Annotated in this window: 25 protein-coding genes; 5 read left to right on the top strand and 20 right to left on the bottom strand. The window is 43.1% G+C overall.

What is annotated here, in order from left to right:
• Entirely contained in the window at window positions 1–1,317 is a 1,317-nt protein-coding gene (truD, locus tag A9957_RS02985) for a tRNA pseudouridine(13) synthase TruD (protein WP_292343143.1), read from the top strand.
• On the opposite strand, the gene pyrG is transcribed toward truD, so the two are convergent.
• Genes pyrG through A9957_RS03000 form a run of 3 tightly spaced genes read right to left on the bottom strand, consistent with a single transcriptional unit; the run spans window position 1,318 to window position 3,772 of the window.
• Window positions 1,318–2,904, bottom strand: a complete 1,587-nt coding sequence (pyrG, locus tag A9957_RS02990; RefSeq protein WP_105460875.1) for a glutamine hydrolyzing CTP synthase — start codon at window positions 2,902–2,904, stop codon at window positions 1,318–1,320.
• 13 nt (window positions 2,905–2,917) lie between these two features.
• Window positions 2,918–3,574 (bottom strand): hypothetical protein, encoded by a 657-nt coding sequence (locus tag A9957_RS02995; protein WP_105460876.1) that lies wholly within the window; start codon window positions 3,572–3,574, stop codon window positions 2,918–2,920.
• 15 nt (window positions 3,575–3,589) lie between these two features.
• Complete coding sequence (locus tag A9957_RS03000) at window positions 3,590–3,772, bottom strand: methytransferase partner Trm112 (RefSeq protein WP_096712470.1); 183 nt, start codon at window positions 3,770–3,772, stop codon at window positions 3,590–3,592.
• A gap of 103 nt (window positions 3,773–3,875) precedes the next feature.
• Here A9957_RS03000 and A9957_RS03005 point away from each other — a divergent pair, with 103 nt between their 5' ends.
• A complete protein-coding gene (locus tag A9957_RS03005) occupies window positions 3,876–4,814 on the top strand; it encodes a nucleoside recognition protein (RefSeq protein WP_292343145.1) in 939 nt (312 codons plus the stop codon).
• Between the two features lie 30 nt (window positions 4,815–4,844).
• Here the strand turns inward: A9957_RS03005 and A9957_RS03010 are convergent, their stop codons facing one another.
• The 15 genes from A9957_RS03010 to A9957_RS03080 form a co-directional block, all read right to left on the bottom strand.
• Window positions 4,845–5,207 carry a F420H2 dehydrogenase subunit FpoO gene (locus tag A9957_RS03010; protein WP_096712472.1) on the bottom strand — a complete coding sequence of 121 codons (363 nt, stop codon included), beginning with the start codon at window positions 5,205–5,207 and terminating at the stop codon, window positions 4,845–4,847.
• Window position 5,208: 1 nt separating this feature from the next.
• Window positions 5,209–6,660 (bottom strand): F(420)H(2) dehydrogenase subunit N, encoded by a 1,452-nt coding sequence (gene fpoN / locus A9957_RS03015; RefSeq protein WP_096712473.1) that lies wholly within the window; start codon window positions 6,658–6,660, stop codon window positions 5,209–5,211.
• Window positions 6,661–6,662: 2 nt separating this feature from the next.
• Entirely contained in the window at window positions 6,663–8,150 is a 1,488-nt protein-coding gene (gene fpoM / locus A9957_RS03020) for a F(420)H(2) dehydrogenase subunit M (protein ID WP_292343147.1), read from the bottom strand.
• Entirely contained in the window at window positions 8,150–10,162 is a 2,013-nt protein-coding gene (fpoL, locus tag A9957_RS03025) for a F420H2 dehydrogenase subunit FpoL (RefSeq protein WP_096712475.1), read from the bottom strand. Before fpoL ends, fpoM begins: the two co-directional genes overlap by 1 nt.
• A 4-nt stretch (window positions 10,163–10,166) precedes the next feature.
• Window positions 10,167–10,469 (bottom strand): F420H2 dehydrogenase subunit FpoK, encoded by a 303-nt coding sequence (gene fpoK / locus A9957_RS03030; protein ID WP_096712476.1) that lies wholly within the window; start codon window positions 10,467–10,469, stop codon window positions 10,167–10,169.
• Window positions 10,466–10,819, bottom strand: coding sequence for a F420H2 dehydrogenase subunit FpoJ (gene fpoJ / locus A9957_RS03035; protein WP_292343149.1), 354 nt, complete (start codon window positions 10,817–10,819; stop codon window positions 10,466–10,468). The genes fpoK and fpoJ overlap by 4 nt, the downstream gene beginning before the upstream one ends.
• Entirely contained in the window at window positions 10,809–11,081 is a 273-nt protein-coding gene (locus A9957_RS03040) for an NADH-quinone oxidoreductase subunit J (protein WP_105460881.1), read from the bottom strand. Before A9957_RS03040 ends, fpoJ begins: the two co-directional genes overlap by 11 nt.
• Entirely contained in the window at window positions 11,078–11,491 is a 414-nt protein-coding gene (gene fpoI, locus A9957_RS03045) for a F420H2 dehydrogenase subunit FpoI (RefSeq protein WP_096712495.1), read from the bottom strand. Before fpoI ends, A9957_RS03040 begins: the two co-directional genes overlap by 4 nt.
• Window positions 11,492–11,495: 4 nt before the next feature.
• Window positions 11,496–12,524, bottom strand: a complete 1,029-nt coding sequence (gene fpoH, locus A9957_RS03050) for a F420H2 dehydrogenase subunit FpoH (protein WP_096712478.1) — start codon at window positions 12,522–12,524, stop codon at window positions 11,496–11,498.
• Window positions 12,525–12,528: 4 nt separating this feature from the next.
• Window positions 12,529–13,653 (bottom strand): F420H2 dehydrogenase subunit FpoD, encoded by a 1,125-nt coding sequence (gene fpoD / locus A9957_RS03055; RefSeq protein ID WP_292343150.1) that lies wholly within the window; start codon window positions 13,651–13,653, stop codon window positions 12,529–12,531.
• Window positions 13,654–13,662: 9 nt separating this feature from the next.
• Window positions 13,663–14,139 carry a F420H2 dehydrogenase subunit FpoC gene (fpoC, locus tag A9957_RS03060; RefSeq protein ID WP_096712497.1) on the bottom strand — a complete coding sequence of 159 codons (477 nt, stop codon included), beginning with the start codon at window positions 14,137–14,139 and terminating at the stop codon, window positions 13,663–13,665.
• Window positions 14,140–14,143: 4 nt separating this feature from the next.
• On the bottom strand, window positions 14,144–14,716 hold the full coding sequence (gene fpoB, locus A9957_RS03065; RefSeq protein ID WP_096712479.1) for a F(420)H(2) dehydrogenase subunit B: 573 nt from the start codon (window positions 14,714–14,716) through the stop codon (window positions 14,144–14,146).
• A complete protein-coding gene (fpoA, locus tag A9957_RS03070; protein WP_096712480.1) occupies window positions 14,701–15,099 on the bottom strand; it encodes a F420H2 dehydrogenase subunit FpoA in 399 nt (132 codons plus the stop codon). Before fpoA ends, fpoB begins: the two co-directional genes overlap by 16 nt.
• Window positions 15,100–15,340: 241 nt before the next feature.
• Window positions 15,341–15,847, bottom strand: coding sequence for a hypothetical protein (locus tag A9957_RS03075; protein ID WP_292343152.1), 507 nt, complete (start codon window positions 15,845–15,847; stop codon window positions 15,341–15,343).
• Between the two features lie 11 nt (window positions 15,848–15,858).
• Entirely contained in the window at window positions 15,859–16,278 is a 420-nt protein-coding gene (locus tag A9957_RS03080; protein ID WP_292343154.1) for a DUF22 domain-containing protein, read from the bottom strand.
• A 195-nt stretch (window positions 16,279–16,473) separates the two neighbouring features.
• Between A9957_RS03080 and A9957_RS03085 the strand changes: the two genes are divergently transcribed.
• Genes A9957_RS03085 through A9957_RS03095 form a run of 3 tightly spaced genes read left to right on the top strand, consistent with a single transcriptional unit; the run spans window position 16,474 to window position 19,038 of the window.
• On the top strand, window positions 16,474–16,635 hold the full coding sequence (locus tag A9957_RS03085) for a 4Fe-4S binding protein (protein ID WP_072360394.1): 162 nt from the start codon (window positions 16,474–16,476) through the stop codon (window positions 16,633–16,635).
• Window positions 16,632–17,912, top strand: a complete 1,281-nt coding sequence (locus tag A9957_RS03090) for an NAD(P)/FAD-dependent oxidoreductase (RefSeq protein ID WP_292343155.1) — start codon at window positions 16,632–16,634, stop codon at window positions 17,910–17,912. The genes A9957_RS03085 and A9957_RS03090 overlap by 4 nt, the downstream gene beginning before the upstream one ends.
• A 49-nt stretch (window positions 17,913–17,961) precedes the next feature.
• Window positions 17,962–19,038, top strand: coding sequence for a hypothetical protein (locus tag A9957_RS03095; RefSeq protein WP_292343157.1), 1,077 nt, complete (start codon window positions 17,962–17,964; stop codon window positions 19,036–19,038).
• On the opposite strand, the gene A9957_RS03100 is transcribed toward A9957_RS03095, so the two are convergent.
• Complete coding sequence (locus tag A9957_RS03100; protein WP_292343159.1) at window positions 19,019–19,702, bottom strand: Maf family nucleotide pyrophosphatase; 684 nt, start codon at window positions 19,700–19,702, stop codon at window positions 19,019–19,021. The two genes, A9957_RS03095 and A9957_RS03100, sit on opposite strands and share 20 nt — an antisense overlap.
• A 36-nt stretch (window positions 19,703–19,738) precedes the next feature.
• Window positions 19,739–20,851, bottom strand: a complete 1,113-nt coding sequence (gene tnpB / locus A9957_RS03105) for an IS200/IS605 family element RNA-guided endonuclease TnpB (RefSeq protein ID WP_292343161.1) — start codon at window positions 20,849–20,851, stop codon at window positions 19,739–19,741.
• Window positions 20,852–21,004 lie beyond the last annotated feature (153 nt).

Raw genomic sequence — 21,004 nt, forward strand, 5'->3', positions numbered from 1 at the left:
ATGCAAGTGCCTGATATAGAGAAACAAACCGGTATCGACCTTTATGTAACGGAAACAGAAGGTATCGGTGGAAAGTTAAAACAAACTAGTGAAGATTTTGTTGTTGAGGAAATCACGGGTAGGGATGAAGGCAATGAAGGAAAATACCTGATCCTCGAACTTACGAAAAAAAACTGGGAAACCCACCACCTGATAAGAGACATGTCCCGAATTCTGGGAATAAGTTCCAAAAGGTTTGGTTTTGCCGGTACCAAGGATAAAAGGGCACTTACCACCCAGCGTATAAGTATATACAACCTTGAAGCAGAAGACGTTGAAAGGATAAAACTCAGGGATGTAAATCTGAAAGTTCTGGGTCGTTCCAACAAAGATGTGGGTTTGGGAGACCTCGTGGGAAATAAATTCAAAATAATTATCCGGGATGTCGACCTGCCACAGGAGGAACTTGATAACAGACTCCTGAATATCACTTCCACAATAAATAAGATTGATGGAGTACCCAACTTTTTCGGGATTCAGAGATTTGGCTCCCGTCGTCCCATCACCCACCTTGTGGGAGAATCGATAGTCAAGGGAGATATTGAGAAAGCTGCAATCGATTATATTGGTTTAAGTTTTCCAGATGAGCACGAGAAAACAAGGCTTGTACGCGACCGTTTCTATAAGGAGCGCAACTATATCGAAAGCCTGAAAGAATATCCGGTTCAGTTGCGCTATGAAAGGGCAATGATGCACTATCTTGTGAATAATCCGGATGACTTTGCCGCAGCATTCGGAGAATTAAGTTCCAATATGCGGAACATGTTTGTCCATGCTTACCAGTCATATATCTACAATCGGATCATCTGCAGGCGAATCCGGGAAAATCTGCCCCTCAATGAAGCTGTGGAAGGTGATATTGTGTGCTTCAAGAATAAACAGGGATTGCCAGATACCTCCCGGCTTGAAACTGTAACATCCTCCAAGATAAAAGGAATCAATAACCTGATTCGCAGGGGCAGAGCTTTTGTGACGGCCCCGCTGGTCGGCACATCCACCGAATTTACGGACAGCTCCCCGGGCAATATAGAAAAAGAAATACTCCAGGAGACAGGTGTTGAACAGAAAGATTTCCATATTCCCGAGATTCCCCGTATCACTTCAAAGGGCAGGCGCAGGGAAATCCTGTTGAATGTAAAACCGGCTTACACAATTGACGATGACGAATTAAATGCAGGGAAGAAAAAAGTTACACTGGAATTCTGCCTGCCCAAGGGAAGTTATGCGACAACCGTCCTCAGGGAATACATGAAAGCAGAACCCGCAGATATGAGTTAATTATTTTTTCTTATACATTGCTTCCACAAAGGCCCTGAAAGGAGGAGAGGGCCTGCCGGGTCTTGAGCGAAATTCAGGATGGAACTGGGAAGCAAAAAAGAAACTATGAGAAGGGATTTCGGCTATTTCCATACGATTGCGATTTTTGCCCGAAAATACCATTCCCTTTTCTTCCAATCTATCTACAAAATTGGGATTTACCTCATACCGGTGACGATGGCGCTCGACTATGGTATCGGTTCCATATATTTTTTCTGCCAGTGAACCTTTTTTGAGAACGGCTTCATAATCCCCGAGTCTCATTGTGGCACCCATATTTACTATATTTTCCTGTTCCGGCAAAAGGTCAATTACCGGATAAGGGGTGTTTTCATCAAATTCGGAACTGTTGGCATTTTCCATATCCGCTACATTACGTGCAAACTCAATTACACACAATTGCATACCAAGACATAGTCCCAGGAAAGGGATATCATTGTCCCGGGCAAACTTTACTGCCTGGATCTTACCTTCTACACCACGTTCTCCGAAACCCCCAGGAACAAGCACACCATCATACATCTGAAGCTTATTGATTGCCGCGGGGTCTTCATCAAAGGATTCCGAGCTTACCCAGTCGGTCCTTACCTTGCATCCAACTTCTATTGCTGCGTGTTTCAGGGATTCCCTTATGCTCAGATAGGAATCCTCAAGATTGGTATATTTTCCAACAATTGCAAGCCTGACTACCCGTGTCGCAGCATTCATTCTTTTGACTATATCTTCCCAGGAATGATCTTGCTGTTTGGTGACAAGATCGAGTCTTTGCATCATATACCCTGTAAGTCCCTGTTCTTCCAGCAGGAGGGGGACATCATAAATATCATTTGAATCATGAGCACTTACTACAGCTTCCTTTGGAACATCACAGAAGAGGGATACTTTAGCGCGGGTACTTTCATGCAGAGGATTTTTACACCGTGCGACAATCACATCCGGGGATAGACCAAGCTGGCGCAGATCTTTGACCGAGTGTTGCGTGGGTTTTGTTTTCTGATCTCCCTGGGCATCAATGGGAACCAGTGTTACATGAAGGAAAATAATGTCCTCCTCGGATTCCTCCCTGTGCATCTGCCTGACTGCTTCAAGGAACGGCATACTTTCAATGTCACCCACCGTCCCACCGACTTCAATCAGACAGATATCAGCACCACTTTTGGCTGCAACCCTGCGGATACGGGCCTTTATTTCATTGGTAATATGAGGAATGATCTGCACGGTCTTACCAAGATATTCGCCCCTTCTTTCTTTTTCAATAACAGACTGGTATATCTTACCTGTAGTCAGGTTATGATCCCATGTCAGTTCAGTGTCAAGATACCGTTCGTAGTTGCCCAGATCAAGATCTACTTCACCACCGTCTTTCAGCACATAAACTTCACCATGCTGGAAAGGACTCATGGTACCTGCATCAATATTGATATAGGGATCTATCTTGATGGCGGTTACCTTTTGTCCCTTGTTTTTCAGGTTCCGTCCTACAGAAGCAGCAGTAATCCCCTTACCGAGACCACTCATAACACCGCCTGTGATTATAATATATTTCATTCTAAGTACCTCGTTATTTCCTGAAAACAGGTAGTTTGGTTAACATATAAACAAATAATAAAGTCAGAAGAATAGCAATTGCCAGGGATGTATAAAAACTGGTTGAAAAACCAGCAGGATTCAGGTTAACAGATGATATTACATAATAGGCACCAAAAAGGAAACCAATTAAAAAAAACAGAAGGATGACTAGTTTCATATCATTCGGAGTGATGGATTTCTTAAGGAACTGGCCAAAATCCATGCTCCATTTAGTCTTTGATGCAGAAGAAGGAGGGGAAGGATTATGGACAGGTTCAATTTTAGGTTCTTCCTCTACAGGGATTCGTATATTGTCCTTCTGCCCTATGTTTATACCAAATGATTCTGTTTTGGAGCCATATCCCATGGTAACAAAAATTGTGCCACTACTGAATACCCTGCCTTCATGTGGAATCCTGACAACAACGGGTACATATTCTTCATGGGTCACATAAGGATTGTCATCAAGGAAAGTTACATAACCATCCAGATTTTCTGAAATGGAAAAATTGACATGAGTAGGCGAACCATAATTGATAATCACAATCTCAAAACTCTGTTCTCCACCGGGAGAGAGGGAGACCTCAACAGAAGGAATATCAAATTCAATGGAATTTACACCAAGTCTGTTGATATGTATCTGTTGCAACGGGGATTCACCTGTTTAGTCTCTCATTTCAGGAGGAAGCATATTGGGAATGCCTTCCTCGATGGGATAATATTCGTCACATGCAGCACAATAGAGGGTACCACTAATAACCTCTTCCCCTTCATCACTGCTTATATTTAGAACTAGCTCCCCCTTGCACAGGGGACAGGCAAGGATGTTTATCATTTCTTTTTTCATGACATTCACATCTCCAGATATTATTGCTAATAATATCAAATTAATGGTATTAATAAAAAGGGGATAAATAGATTAATTTACAGGGATTGTCAACTAAAATGATATGATCGACCTGCTACTTCGGGTTCTTGATTTTGCAGTTCCCATACTTATAATGATCTTTATCGGATTATGGGGTGCCGGACTCCTTGTAGAACTGGGGCTGATGAAAAAATTATCCCGCCTCACAAGACCTCTGCTCAAGCACACCAATCTGCCCGAGTCCTGCAGAAGTGCTTTTTTAGTTGCTATCGGATCAACGGTTGCTGCAAATAGCATGGTAGTCCAGGCAAAGGATAAGGGGTGTATTAATGATAGGGAAGCAATACTATGTGCCCTCCTCAACAGTACGCCTGCTTATGTAAGGGGAATCATAACGTATCAGATTCCCATAATATTACCTGCACTGGGACCTGTAGTCGGTGGATTCTACGTGATGGTATTCATTATATCAGCCATTGTGAAGTTTTCAGTTGTTATTATACTGAGCAAATTCTGGATAAAAGAACAAAAAAGCTGTACACTGGATGACGGACATAACGGGAATAGACCTCCACTAAAGGAAGCAATGAAAGCAAGTTTCAAAAAAGAAAAGAAACTTTTCTTCAAGATTGCCACAATATATCTGGGTATGACCACCCTTGTTTTTGCACTGAGGGAGCAAGGCTTCTTTGAGATATTCAGTGTGCTACCCCTGGCAGACCTTTTTGGGATTCCTTCAGAAAGCATCATTCCCCTGACAACTTACATTGCCAGCCCTATATTGGGAGTGTCATTGCTTGGCCCCATGATCGGTGAAGGAAGTATATCCTACCTGCAGGCTATGATCATCATAATGCTTGGAAGTATGTTCATGCTGCCGATATTCAGTATAAGGACTTTGTTGCCAAGATATATTTCTATTTTCGGTCCTAAACTGGGCGTGAAAATAGTAACAATATCAACCGGAATGAGTATACTGATACGATTAACGATACTGTTGATATTACTCAGTATAATTTAAAAAAAAGTAAAAAGAGGGGAGAATCTCCTTTTAGTGGTGTTCTCCAAAACACTCATCTTTCCTGTCATAGGCCTCATTACAGCTTTCAAGACAGCGCCTGCAGAGATGTCTTGTCTCTTCATCGTATACATTCTTGAAAGAGGGAACAAAAACATCTATGTCATAGAGCTGGCATGTGGTTCCGCATAGGTCACATTTCTCGAATTTATTGCCGGGAACGCAGTTGCCTTCCTCATCACTTTTTTCGTCAAATGTACCTTTTGCAGAATCAAGACATTTTTCGCAAAGACCTTTCCAGATTCCTTCGGGATAAGAGTGTTCAAACCGGGGTTCAAACACTCTTACCGGACAAACGGTGGGTATTGACACACCACATAGATCACAATCTGCCATATTAAATACCTCCGACAAGTACACTGGCTGCCTGCATTGCAATTTCAACGAATGGCTCTGGCCATAAACCAATAGCCATTACACCCACAAGGGATATCAGAAGAGCTGCTACATAAGGAACTGGCTCAGATACTTTTTCACCTTCATGGGGCATTGCATACATGTATCTTACAAGCCTTGCATAATAATACAGGGAAAGCGCACTGTTTAAGATTGCGATTACCGCAAGCCATACCATTCCTGACTGAATGGTCGAGGAGAACAGGATGAACTTGCTCATGTATCCTGCTGTTGGCGGAATTCCTGCAAGTGCAAATACAAATACTGTAAGACACAGTGCAGTTATTGGCATTTTCTTACCCAATCCCTTGAAATTATCAATGTGATCCGGGATTTCCGTATCCCTCTTTTCCTTTATAACCATGTAGACTACAACGGCAGTAGCTATGAAAGCACCGGCTTTCATGAAACCGTGAGCCAGGGTATAAAGTATACCTCCGGTCAGTGCCATCGGGGTCAGGACAACAAATGCCATAGAAATGTAGCCTGCCTGTGCAATAGAGGAGTATGCGAGCATACGTTTCACACTTTTCTGGGACAGGGCCACGACATTACCATAGGTCATGGTAATTACTGCCAGTATCGCAAAAGCCATCCTCCAGTCCGCCTGCATTGCCAGAAGGGCTACTATGAATACCTTGAATGCAGCAACAAATGCCATCTTCTTGGAACCTGCGGCCAGAAGGGCCGATACAACAGAAGGCGAACCCTGGTAGGTATCCGGAGCCCACATGTGGAATGGTACAAGAGCAATCTTGAAACCAAAACCTGCTATCAGGAGTACTATTGCAAGTAAGCCGATTGCGTTGGAGGCCAATACATCCATATTCTGGGCGATACCCGGAATGGATGTGGTACCGGTTGCACCGTAAACAAAGGATATTCCCATAAGCAACAGGGCCGCTGAGAGAGCACCCATAAGCAGGTATTTCATTGCTGCTTCGACAGACCGGGGGTTCTTCTTCTCAAATCCGGCAAGGGCATAGGTTGCTATACTTGCCAGTTCAAAGGCCACAAAAAGAACCATGAGGTCATTGGCAGATGCCACAAACATCATACCGAAAGTGGCAAACAACACAAGGGCATAGAAGATTTCCGTGTCTTTATTGTCTTCAGTATACTTGATAGATGCAATGGACACAATAAGAGCAACCACCAAAAACACCAGTTTAAAGAACTGGGAAAGGGGGTCCACACTCAGGGTATCGGAAAACATCAATGCAGAGGCACTGAAGTTGCCGATCACCATTGCAAGGGCTGCCAGACAGCCTGCTGTTGCGATATAGCCAAGTACGTTTTTGGATGAAGAACCCATGAAAATACCAATCATGAGTACGATCAATCCGGTCAATGCAACTATAATCTCAGGTGCAAGTAACATCAAATCTACCATTCTTACACCCCCATTGCAGCCATTAGGCTGACTATTTCATTCGAACCTGTAATCATCATATCCAGCACCGGACTTGGGTTCAATCCGAAGTACAGTACCAGCAGGGCTATAACTGCCATGGAGAAGGTCTGTACGTTGGACAGGTCAAAGACCTTTCCGATCTTTCCATTATAGACGCCAAACATAGTTCTTTGCATTGCCCAGAGATGGTAACCAGCAGTTATGACTACACCAAACAGTGCAAGTATTACAAATGTTGGCACATTCACGTAACTGAAAGTGAAAACCATGAATTCGGCGATGAAACCGGTCAAACCTGGCAAACCCAGGGATGCCATGAAAGCCAGCATCATTATAACCGCCAGCTTAGGCATTTTTGTAGCAAGGCCTCCCAGGTCATTGATTATCCTGGTACCGGTAGATGCCTGAATTACTCCTACGGACATGAACATTATACTCATGATCAAACCGTGGGAGAATTGCTGGAACATTGCTCCTGAAATGGACAATGTAACAAGTCCTGCAGCTCCCAGGGTAACAAAACCCATGTGACTTACACTGGAATAAGCAACCATTCTCTTGAGATCCTTCTGGGACAGTGCCAGGAATGCACCATACACAATACTTACAGAACCAAGCAATCCCAGGATTGTAATCATCATATCCGGGGATCCTGTAGCAGGAAGCATTGGCAGGATAACACGGAAGATTCCGTACCCTGCAATCTTGAGCAGGATGAACAGTACACTGCCAGCAGTCGGTGCCTCTGCATAAGCATCAGGCAGCCAGGAATGGAATGGTACTATTGGAAGTTTCACCAGGAAACCGAAGAGAAGTGCAAGGAATATTGCATCTCTGGCAATACCTGACCCAATCATCGGGAACTGGCTCATGAGATGGGCAATGCCCATATTTGCCACACCTGTCTGGTCCCAGGCAGCAAAGTAAAGTCCGAAGATACCCAGCAGCATCACCAGGGAAGCCACATGGGTGTAAATAAAGAATTTGATTGAAGCATGCCTCTTATTCGGACCGCCCCATATGTTCACCATGAAGAACAGCGGAATCAGTGTAAGTTCCCAGAATATATAGAAGAGGAAGAAATCCAGGGAAATGAATACACCGATAACTGCTCCCTGCATTGCCAGGATCAAGCCATAAAACCTGTTGGGAGTTGATCTGACATCATTCCATGTGAACAGTATTAGCAGTGGTATTACGATTGCATTTAGCAATATAAGGGGCATTGAGACGCCATCGACACCAAGATGGTAGTTTATACCAAGACTTGGAATCCAGCTTGCCAATTCCTCAAACTGCATCGCAGTTGATGAACTGTCGAAGCTGAAATACATGTAAAGGGTCAGTATCAGTGTGATAAGGGTACCCATAAGGGCCACCACACGAGCTTGCTCCCTTGTTTTCGTAAGGAACGCAAATGCTGAGAACAATAGCGGAATCAGCACAATGAGGGATAATACCGGCAACATTAGAAGACCTCCATGACTAGCTTGATCAATATTACCAGGAGACTTACTCCCGTAATGACAGCCACCGAGTAGTGCTGTATAACTCCTGTCTGTACCTTCCTGAAGGAATCCCCTGCCTCTATTATCAGGTAACTGATTACGTTGACGATACCATCAATAAACCTGTCTATGTGATAGCCTGCCATAGCAAGACCTTCATAGACAAACTTGACAGCAAAGAGCTGGGTGAATATCTCATTCTGATAGTAGCGGTTGTAGAGGAGTTTGTACACAGAGTTGTCTTTTGAAACAAACCTGCTCATGTCTATTGCTTTCTGGTAGTAGATCACAAAAGCGATCAACAGACCGATGACTGCAACGATAACAGGCATCCACAGGATGAGCAGTGGTTCTTGGCCTGCATGATGGACAAGTTCATAGTTACCCACCTCTGCCAGAGCAGGGATGTCCATGTTAACAAAATTGTTCACAAAGGTACTGTTTACAAACTTGTTGAACGGCTCAACAACGATAGCTCCGAATACCAGGGCAAGTATACCCAGTATGGAAAGTGGAACTGTCATTGATGCAGGAGATTCATGCCCACCGTAATTGGTCCTGGGCTTTCCGGCAAATGTCATGAACAGCAGTCTGAATATATAGAGTGAAGTAAGCAGTGCTGCCACGATAGCGAAGATGTATGGGAACCAGTTTCCTGCATGTTCCCCGAAGAGATATGCATTTTCAATTATCGGATCTTTACTGAAGAAACCTGTACTTCCTATAGAGGTTCCGGGTATACCGAAGCCTGCAAGAGCAAGAGATGCGGCTACCATTGTTGCAGCTGTTATCGGCATGACCTTTGCAACGCCACCGAGTTCCCTCATATCATGAGTTCCCACAGCATGGATCACACTTCCGGCACACAGGAAAAGCAGTGCCTTGAAGAATGCATGGCTGACAAGATGGAAGATTGAAACACCGACTGCTTCTGCACCGATGACTGCTCCCATACCCAATCCCAGCATCATGTAACCAAGCTGGCTGATAGTGGAATAGGCAAGTACCCGTTTCAAATCGTTCATCACAATTCCCATTGTTGCGGCAAACAATGCAGTGAAAGCACCCACGTATGCCACTATTATAAGGGATTGTGGTGCAGCTATAAACATCGGGAAAGTTCTTGCAACCAGATAGACACCGGCTGTAACCATTGTTGCAGCATGGATAAGAGCTGAAACTGTTGTTGGGCCTTCCATTGCATCAGGCAGCCACACATGTAGCGGGAACTGACCGGACTTACCAACGGCACCTCCGAAGAACAGAAGGGTGATTATCGTAAGGTGGCTGACCTCAAATCCCAGGATAGTTGCATTCATGGCAGCTATTTCAGGGATGAATGAAAAAATCTCATCGAACCGGAGGAGATAGACACCTTCGGGAATAATGCCGTTTACCAGTTTGAAAAGATCGGCAAACAGGACAATAATACCTGCAAGGAACATGACATCTCCAATCCGCGTGGTGAGGAAAGCCTTCTTTGCCGCTGAAGCAGCGCTGGGCTTCTGGTACCAGAAACCGATCAGCAGATAAGAACACAGACCCACAAGTTCCCAGCTTATGAATAACTGGAGAATATTGTCGGACAAAATCAAACTCAGCATGGACGCAGTGAAAAGGGAGGTCTCTGCAAAGTACCTTGGTTTGGCCGGGTCATGTGACATGTAGCCTACTGAATATATGTGAATAAGCAGACTTACAAAGGTCACCATTGTGAGCATTACCGCTGCAAGCGGATCTATCAGGATACCCAGATTAAAAATTGCAAACCAGTGATAGGACTGGCTAATTACCTGATCCGGGTTCTGCAGCAAACCGATTGTGATCAATAGAGAGATCAAAAAGGATGCTGCTATTGCGAATATCGGGATTAATCCCCCGCCATATGGGGTTTTCTTACCTACAAAGAAGGTAATTACAAAGGCGAGTGCGGGTAAAAGTGGTATTAAAAACGCTAAATTTTCATAAGCCATATCATTACCACCTCAACAAGTTAAGCTCGTCAAGATTGATTGAATCACGCATCCTGTAAACGGACATCATGATTGCGAAACCTATTGCAGCCTCACAAGCTGCCAGTGCTATCGAGAAGAGAGCAAATACCTGGCCGCTCATATCGTCATTGTAACTGGAAAAAGCTACAAGATTTATGTTTGCTGCATTTAGCATAAGTTCCACACACATCAGGATACGAATACCGTTTTTCTGTGAAATGAAACCATAGAGACCTATGGAAAAAATTATTGCAGAAAGTGCAAGGTACCAATTAAGGGGAATCATTGGTTATCCTCTCCTTTTGCCATGTAAATAGCACCCACAAGTGAAGACAGCAGTACAATTGAAAGAACTTCGAATGGCACTACAAACTCAGTGAATATCAGGGTACCTATGGCTTTAATATTACTCTGGTCTGCCATGTTCTGGGGCAGCTGGTCAACTGTTGTCCAGGACGTCCCATAAAGGGATACGAGAACCACCGCAAGGAACAAACCTACAATTGCCGCCCTTGCAAATGCCCTTCCAATTACTTCCAGTGGAGGGATTTCGATATGTGCAAGACGGATAAGGAACCTGCGGGGATTAAACTGATGTACAAAAGAATCCCGGACACCTACTTTATCAGTTGCCATTATCATCACTTCCCATTGTATTCTTTGTAAGCATCACGGCAAAGAGAATCAGTACACCGATTGCACCCACATAGACCAGGACCTGTACGACACCCACAAACTGGGCATTCAGCGTGATAAACAGGCCTGCCATAGTAAACATCGAAAAGACTAGTGAAAGTGCAGCCTTGACGATATCCTTGACCAGTACCGTTGCCAGGGAAAAGAATATGACAACAGTCGCCAGTATGAAAAAGACCAAAGCTTCTCCTATTCCAATCATTGTTCAGCCTCCGGTGCGTCAATAGGTTCTTCCCTTGCCAGTTTGTCCGGTGTAAAGAGAAGATCCTCATGTTTCCACGTGACTATACCATCTGTATAAATTTTTGAACTTGAGAGGGCATCTTGTGGACACTGGTCAATACACAGACCACAAAACATGCAGTGCCCGACATCTATTTCGGGGAACCACCGGGTCTTGGTACTATCTTTACGTACCCTGGCCCTCACAATCTTGATTGCGCAGTTGGGACAGGTATTTGCACATATTCCACACCCGATGCATTTACTTTTATCAAGTTTTTGCAGCCCTCTGAATCTTTCAGGCAATTGTGTGCGTATTTCAGGGTATAAGCGGGTAACACGAGGTCTTCGCATGTACCTAAAAGCACTAATAATATTTTTCAGAACCATCAAATCACACTCCCAGATACAAACCTAATGCAATTGCCCATCCAAGGTTTAACAGGGAGAAGGGCAGGAGTTTTTTCCAGCTGAGATCTACAACCTGATCAATTCTGTACCTCGGAACAGCCCAACGCATCATTATTATGAATGCCATGACAAGTGTTGCCTTGGTTACGAGGACCACTGTGGGAAGGATTACTCCAAGCACAGTATTATCTGTTACAAATCCCGGAACGTTCCATCCACCCAGGAAAAGCAGGGCAATGAGAAATGAACCGAGAATCAAATGGAAATATTCCGCAAAGAATCCCAGACCGAACCTCATACTGCTGTATTCAGTAAACACACCGGCCTGAAGTTCTTCCTCACCTTCGTTCTGGTCGAAGGGAAGGCGACCCATATCAATCATCATAGCAATGAAAAATACTATGAAACCTATTGGTTGCAGAAATGCATACCAGATACGATCCTGAGCATGTACGATTCCGACCACATCAAGGGTACCGGACATTATTGCTACACTTACGATAGTGAGACCCAGAGGGATCTCATAACCAACCATTTGTGCAAAGTTACGGAAGGTACCCATCATTGCATATTTATTATTCTGACCGTATCCAAGTACAAAGGTACCTATGATAGCAATCGCTGAAACGGCCTCGATGTAAAGGATGCTAATGTCCATTTGGGTCGCTGCGAGTACATATTCGGTGCCATTTACATAAACAGCACCAACAGGTATCGCAACAAGCATCAGGAAAACAGACAGCAATATAACAATAGGCGCACTTATGTAGAGTATCCTGTCAACTTTGGCTGGAATGATTTCCTCTTTTGTAAACAGCTTGATAGCATCTGCAACCAGCTGGAATATACCCCTCGGACCGACCCTGTTAGGACCATGTCTTTCCTGTATATCAGCAGACAATTTACGTTCAACCCAGATGGCGAACATACCGAATCCAAACAAGGCACCTATCAGCACAAGGCCCACAATTCCCTTTAACCATGGATAAATATTTGCTGGAACTTCTAACATATTTTCACCTATCCGCCTCACTTACACATGGGTCAAGGCTTCCTACGATCGCTACAACGTCTGCAAGTTGAGAATCTTTTATAAGAGGTGGCATTGCCTGCATTGTAGGGAACACAGGTCCCCTGATCTTCACACGATAGGGCTTATCAGATCCATCGGACACCATATACATTCCCATTTCTCCTCTGGGATCTTCAACCCTGTGGAAAACCTCTCCTTCCGGAACCCTCATCACGGGAGCCCGACGGTCATAGGGGAGATTCTCCGGGAACAACGACCCAGAAGGCATCTGGTCCAGTGCCTGTTCGATGATATACATACTCTCATAGATTTCAGCAACACGCACCCAGATACGGGCATAAACATCTCCCGCGGTTTCGGTACATACCTTGAAATCCAGATCATCATAAACAAGATAGGGTTCATCCTTCCTTATATCGAAATCAACACCAGTTGCCCTCAGAGGTGGTCCGGTAACTCCCATTTCCTTGGCTGTATCCGGTGTAAGGACACCGACACCCACAGTACGTTCCCTGTAGATCGTATCGGACTTCATTAACTCACCCCACTCTTCAAGGCCTCTTCTAAGCAGTGCAAATGCCTCCTTGCATTTTGCCTCAAACCCTTCAGGGAGATCGTCGCGTACTCCGCCAAATCGGAGATAAGAATGTGTAATACGGGCACCGGTGGTCATTTCAAGGAGATCGAGAATTTTTTCCCTGACAGTCATGGGGTAGAAAAACATTGTCATAAAACCAATAAATTCAGTATATTCCCCATAACCGAGCAGATGGCTCTGTATTCTGGACAGTTCTTCAACTATAACCCTGATATACTGAGACCTTTCAGTTGGTTCGATTCCTGCAAGTTTTTCCACACAGCCTACAAAAGCTTCCTCATTGGTAAGAGCCGCAAGATAACAGGCCCTGTCCACCACAGGTATTCCCTGTAGATATGTCTTGCTTTCTAGTATTTTTTCTATGCCCTTGTGGATGAAACCCATTTCCACATCAGAATCCTGCACAGTTTCTCCTTTCAATTTTACATTTAGCCTGAAAGGTCCGGGTTGTGCAATATGATGAGGTCCCATATGGATAAGCATCTCATCAGGGCCAATATTGGTATCCATAATTATCACTCACACCAGGTTTTTAGCAGTCTTTTGGGGAAAATCTTCGTAATCTTTACGCAGAGGCCAGTCACCCAGCAATTCATCCGGCAGGACTAGATTTCTCAAATTCGGATGATTTCTGTACTGTACACCGAATAGTTCGTAGGCTTCCCTTTCATACCAGTTGGCATCCCAGTAAACAGAAGTAATGGATTCAATCTCCGGATTGTTACGTGGAAGTCTTGCTTTCAGTTTCAGTACCAAAGGCTGGCCGAAGGAACTCAGGTGATATACTACTTCAATTTCATCTTTCAGGATCAAATCCACAGCTGTTTCCGAAGAAAGATGGTCAAACTGAAGTTCATCCTTCAGGTATCTGCATATTTCCACAATACTTCCGGCTTCTGCATAAGCAGAAATACGTTTTTCTGATTCAATTTGTGAATCAGAGATTGTATCAGGGAACTTTGCATTCAGTGAATCAATAATCTTCTCCGCTTCCATAGTATCAACCTTCATAGCCAGAACCCCGGTCCTTTTTGGTTTCAATCTTTTTCTGGATCTCAACAAAACCCTGGATTATTGCTTCGGGTCTTGGAGGGCATCCGGGAACAAAAACATCTATCGGGAAGATCTCATCTATATTCTGAACTGTGCTGTAGGATTCATAGAAGGGACCCCCGCTTATGGAACAGTCGCCCACACAAAAAACCCATTTAGGGGAAGGCATTTGATCCCACAATCTCTTAAGAGCGGGGAAATATTTTCTGGTAACATACCCACTGATTATCATAACGTCAGCCTGTCTGGGAGAATTACGGGGAATAATACCAAAGCGATCGGTATCCATCGGAGCCACACCGGCAACGATAAGTTCCACACCACAGCATCCCATTGGCTGGGACATAAACCAGAGAGAATTCTTGCGTCCCCAGTTAAGAATATCCTGAATTTTGGTCTTTTTAAGGAATTCGTTGATTTCCCGGGATGTTGTAGTTATAACTCCAGGAATGGATTCCTCTTGAGCCTGCTCTTTAGGAGCCGGCTGTTCATAGGATTGGGAAGTTAATTCTTCAGCCATCTAAGTGCCCCCTTCTTCCATAAGAATGCATAACCGAACAGGAGAACAAAAATAAATATAAGCATTTCAACTACCGCTACCGTCGTATCCACTCCTGTATTACCTCTGTATATCATAGCCCACGGGTAAAGGAAGAGGACTTCGATATCAAACAATACGAATGCGATCGCATAGAGGTAATACTCCACACTGAATTGAATACGTGCAGGGCCGGTAGGAATCGAACCTGACTCGTAGGTGGAATATCTCTCAGCACCTGTACTTCTCGGACTGAGCAATTTAGCGATCAACATCGTCATTGGAGGCATCAGTAGTGAGACGACAAGAAACACCGCAACCGGGATGTAACTATATACGATATTACTATCGACAATTCCTGACATATAACTCACCTGATTATGAATATCAAATAAATGTGAACCAATTGACTTTATGTAACATCATTGCATTTGTATAATAAATGGTCCACTGGATTTTATTTTGAATCTTCTAATGAATCATCACATAAAAACATATTGGATTTATCACGCTTTATAATCAAAATTGAAATTTAAAAAAAGGCATTACACAAGACGCGAGAAATACAAATATGGTTGGACTTAAAAAAAGTTGGAAATGTATACATCAAAGAGTTTTTGGAGCGAAGTATTTCTTAATCAGCTCACCGCATTCCGAACAGGAAATAATGATCCAATCCCCTACTTCCTCTTTTGAATACCTGTCAAAGATAGAAGCTCCACAAGAAGGGCATACATAATATTTCTTAAAATAATAATGATAAAACGCCGGGTTGTCTTCCAGCCATTTTACAACAGCCTGCATTCTTTCAAAATATCGCTGCTTTGAAGGGACTTCCACATATTTAATTGCATCCGAAGCTTTTTCGGAAATATGTCTTTCATATTTTTTCGAACGGGATGTGATTTTCTTGTAATCAGAAATGTATTTTGATGTACTGTTTAAATAACTGAAATACGTTTCATGGGACTGGGGTTTGGAACAATTACAAATTGTGCGGAGGAAAAATTCCCCCATCACATCTTCCATAACATCAGCACAGGTAGTACAGATATTATAATTACCATACTGTTTGTAATCCTGAGCCTCACCACAAATCAAACAGGTTTCCATCCCAATACCCCTTAGTCAACTTCAGTAGGAGTCATTGCTTCCCTGGTAAACATTATCGGGAAAACATTCAATACACCAAGCAGGTCGCCTTCCCTGATTTTTCCATTTGCCTGACCGAAGACATATGCATACCTGATGGTGCGCTCCTTATCCACCGGACATGCTCCCTCAGTGGAAGCAATCTTGAGAACAGAAGCAACTGCATGATACGTGAAAGCGCATGGCATGGCAAGAGTATCGGGATCAAGAGTGATTTCCCTCACAGGAATCTTTTTGTATTCCCCTGCCCTGATTTCCAGATCATTATCCGCAATCACCATTTCCCATCTTGCACGAGTTGCGATAGTAAATTCATAGGGCGCTGCCTTAACTTTTTTAGAAACAATTTCACCCTTTTTCCGGGATACTACCTGTATTATCTCTGCAGACATCCAATCACCATTTAAGAATATATGAACAAGGAGATATATAACTATCACCATTGATAATTAACAATGGGTCGCTTCCACCATTACTACCTTTAAAGTAACGAAAACTAAATATTAATAAATTGTGTATTCATCTCAATTCCAATCCATATCAGAATTCAAACCATTATTATACCTACCAGAATAGCGGAGAATCATATGCGAGTCAATGAAAAATGTGTCGGATGCGGACAATGTACCGCTTTCTGCAAACAGGATGCCATTGTAGTCAAAGGAAATGCATATATTACTGACAAATGTACCAACTGCGGCGTATGTGCATTCTACTGTCCCCTTAAGGCTATCGAGGCTGAAAAATGAAAATCAATGTAATCGGAGCAGGTCTCGGAGGTCTTTTAAGTGCGGCTTCACTCGCAATCGAAGGACATGAAATAGAGGTGTTTGAAAGATTACCCATTACAGGAGGGCGGTTTACAAACATCGAATATCACGGTTTCAGCCTGTCTACGGGAGCATTGCACATGATACCTCATGGTTCTACAGGTCCTCTGGGAAGCCTGCTCAGGAAAATAGGTGCAGACGTGGAAATCGTACCCTGTGAACCTATGGCCATGATCCGTATACCCGCAAATGGTTCAAATAATTATAAATCCGGATTTAAAGATATATCTTTCAATCAGTATGGTTCACAATTCTCCATGTGGAACAGACTCAAGCTTGCAATCCTTTTAATTACCACCAGAAGGTGGCCTCCTAAAAATATTTCTTTTGAAAACTGGATTCGTAAATACCTGAATGAAAATAGCGCACACAAAACCGCCAACTCTTTCTGCGGCTGGGCACTGAGCCTGACAAACAGAGATGTACCTGCAGAGGAAGCTTTTGAAATATTTGAGAATCTCTACCGCTATGGAGGAACAGGCATCCCAATGGGTGGATGTAAAGGAGTCACGGATGCTCTTGTGAAAATAATTAGTTCAAATGGCGGAAAAATTCATAAAAGAACCGAAGTGAGTCGGATAATTGTGGAAAACAATACAGCCCGGGGAGTAATAGCAGATGGGAAAAAACATTATTCCGATGTTGTAATAAGCAATATTGGTCACCCTTTTACAAGAGATCTTTATGACTCAGATACCATTAATAATGCTTATGAAGAAAAAATCGACAATACCAAACCTTCTGCAGGAATTAAGATATGCCTGGCCGCAGATGAGCCTTTGATCGGCCACAATGGGATTCTCCTGACACCTTACTGTCGCCGGGTCAACGGAATCAATGAAGTGACCAACACAGACCCCAACCTTGCTCCTGCAGGGAAACATCTGGTAATGGCACACCAAAGTGTCCGGCAGGAAAAAATCGATAAGCTTGAAGAGGAGATCGAAATTGGCCTGCAGGATCTCAAGGAAGTCTTCCCCAATAAAAAATACGAAGTAATCCTCACTCAGTCATATTATGACGGCTGGCCCGTAAACCGGGCATCCTCCGGCTCAGATATAGGCAATACCACACCCATCAATAGCCTTTACGTAGTTGGTGACGGGGCAAAAGGAAAAGGAGGCATCGAAGTAGAAGGTGTTGCCCTGGGTGTTATGAATACTCTGGATATCATAAAGCAACAACATCGGGAATGACCGGTATTCCTTAAATACCTCTTCAACCAATTCACCACGGGGGATAATCATGCAAATCAGAAGATTCACTGTACTGTTACTGGTAGTTATACTGTTAATCATCCAACCTGCTTTTGCCTTCACCTCATACGATGGCAAAGAGGATATGGAAATCTTACAACAGATAGATGATGATGTTTATGCTGCAGGAGGCAATCTGCAGATCAACAGTGATATAAACGGTGATCTGGTCGTTACCGGCGGCACCATTACCGTCAACGGAGATATTTCCGGAGATCTGATAGCTGCGGGCGGTACAATAGCAATACAAGGAAACATAGCCGATGATGCCAGGATAGCAGCCGGGACACTGACCATATCAGAAAGTATCGGAGATGATGTTATTGCAGGCTGCAGCCAATTCATCCTGGAAGAAAATGCAACAATCGGAGGAGACCTGGCAGCCGGCACGGATACGGCATACCTCTACGGGGATGTTGCGGGCAATGTGTCAGGAAACTTCGGGAATATAATACTTGGCGGGAATGTCGCAGGAGAACTGGATGTTGATACCGAAAAAATACAAACCCTTCCTACTGCCACTATTCAAGGGGAAAGAATTACTTCTACAGATACATACCCGGGTCAAACAGAATCCGATGAAAATGGATATGGGTTCATGGATATTGTATTCTGGTTATTGCGTTACATAATGTTACTGTTAACCGGCTGGATAATTCTCTATATGGCAACAAATAGCATAGAGGACATGACCTTTCATCTCACGGATAAACCAATTGACAAGACTATAGCCGGCCTTTTATCATTGCTGGGAATCCTCATGGGATCAATTATACTTGCAGTAACAGTGGTTGGAATCCCCCTGGCACTGATACTGTTATTGATAATGATTTTTTTGCTCTACTGCGCAAGGATAATAGCCGGCTTATGGCTGGGAAAAAAACTATTCGGATTGCTAGGCAGGACTACTACACGATGGCGGGAGATGGCAGCTGGCATATTCATACTACTGCTACTGGGAAGCATCCCATACATCGGCTGGATAGTCTATGTGATCGCCACCCTCCTATCAACAGGTGCAATCTATTATCTATTTAAGGAAAAGGTCAGGAATCGGCCTGCATGAGTTCAAATACATCTACACCTACCTTTTTTAACATCTGCGAAAGCCTGAAAAGGGGAAGGCCGACCACATTAAAAAAATCCCCTTCCACTTTTTCCACAAGCACAGCACCAAGCCCCTGTATGGCAAAGGCCCCTGCTTTATCCATTGGTTCACCGGTTTTCACATAAGCTGCAATATCTTGCCGGGAGAGATTCGCCATCCTAACTTGAGTGGATATTATATCAGTATCCTCAATCCCTTTTACCGAATCAATAACTACAATTCCGGTTAAAACTTCCACAGTTCTGCCACTAATCATCCTCAGCATAGACATGGCGTCTTCTTTATCTGCAGGCTTGCCGAGAAGTATTCCACCGGATGATACAACCGTGTCAGCTGCGATTATCACAGAATCCGGATATTTTGTCGCAACGTCACGACCTTTTCCCAGAGCGTGCTGAAGAGCCTGAGATGGAGGGTCCAACTCCTCATCCATGAGCTCATTGTAAGCAGAAGGGACTATCTCAAAGCTATTCCCAATGAGCTGTGTCAGCAATTCCCTGCGCCGGGGAGATGTAGAAGCCAGAATAATCCTGCGCATCGCCAGCCTCAATGTTGCTTGTAAGTGAACTACACCACACTTACGCATGGTGCTTCCTGCTTCATTCTTTGAACTTATGTTCACAAGTCCACAGGCTCTCCCCATAGTTCCTACGGTGCTTCAAATACCTATCAAATTCTGCTTATTTAAGGCAAACTTCTTAATGTTAATTGCAGCATTGACATCTCTGTCATGGGATGCACCACAATCAGGACATTGCCATTTACGGTCTGCAAGTGTAATGTTTTTGTTATGATACCCACAGATATTGCATATTTTAGTAGATGGCTCAAATTGTCCAATTCTCAATATGATTTTGCCATACCATTCTGCTTTATATTCCAATTTGGTTACAAAAGAACTCCATGATACATCATTAATGGATTGTGCAAGACAATGATTTTTCAACATTCCAGATATGTTTAATGTTTCCAGTGCAATCGCTTGGTTTTCGCTTATGAGTCGACTTGTCAACTTGTGCTGGAAATCATTTCTCTGATTTGCGATTTTCTCATGAAGTTTTGCTATCTCCTGTCTTGCTTTTTCTCTGTTTTTTGAACCTTTTTGTTTTCGTGAGAGACGCTTTTGCAATACTTTCAAACGTTTTATTGAATTATTAAGATGCTTGGGATTATCTATTTTTTCACCATTAGAAGTAATGGCAAAATCCTTAATTCCCACATCAATACCAACCGTATTGTTTTCATTAAACTTTTGTTTGGCAGGCAAATCTTTTTCGTCATCTACAAGAATACTAATGAAATATTTACCAGATGGTGTTTTTGATATTGTTGCAGTTTTCAAATTACCTTCAAAACGTCTATGCAACTTTGTTTTTATCCATCCGATTTTGGGAAGTTTCACTTTGTTACCATCAAAATCTACCTCATAATGTTGTGGAACAGAAAATGATTGCACTGGATTTTTCTTTGATTTAAATTTAGGAAATCCTGTTTTATCCCTAAAGAATTTGGTAAATGCATTATCCAGATTAAGAGTAGCCCCACGTAAAGATTGTGAATTAACCTCTTTCAACCATTCCATTTCATCATACAATGTTGGAATCATTTTATTCAATGTAAATCTGGACACCGCTTTTCCATCTTGTTCATAAGTTTTAATTTTCTGTTCTAACGCCCAATTATAGATTACCCTCACACATCCGAAATGTTTGCTGAACATTTCTTTTTGCCCTTTTGTGGGATACATTCTATATTTATAGGCTTTCAACATGCACATTCATCTTTGAATTTAACATTATTTATATTTTGTATCAAAACAACAAAAGGAGACGCATTCATCTCCTACCTTACGGAAGGAGTTTTCTGCTTTTCATGATAAACCCGTATTTGTGTTGCATTAATCTTATGTAGGATATATATCATT

It is taken from the genome of Methanohalophilus sp. DAL1 (assembly GCF_001683555.1).
GTDB lineage: Archaea > Halobacteriota > Methanosarcinia > Methanosarcinales > Methanosarcinaceae > Methanohalophilus > Methanohalophilus euhalobius.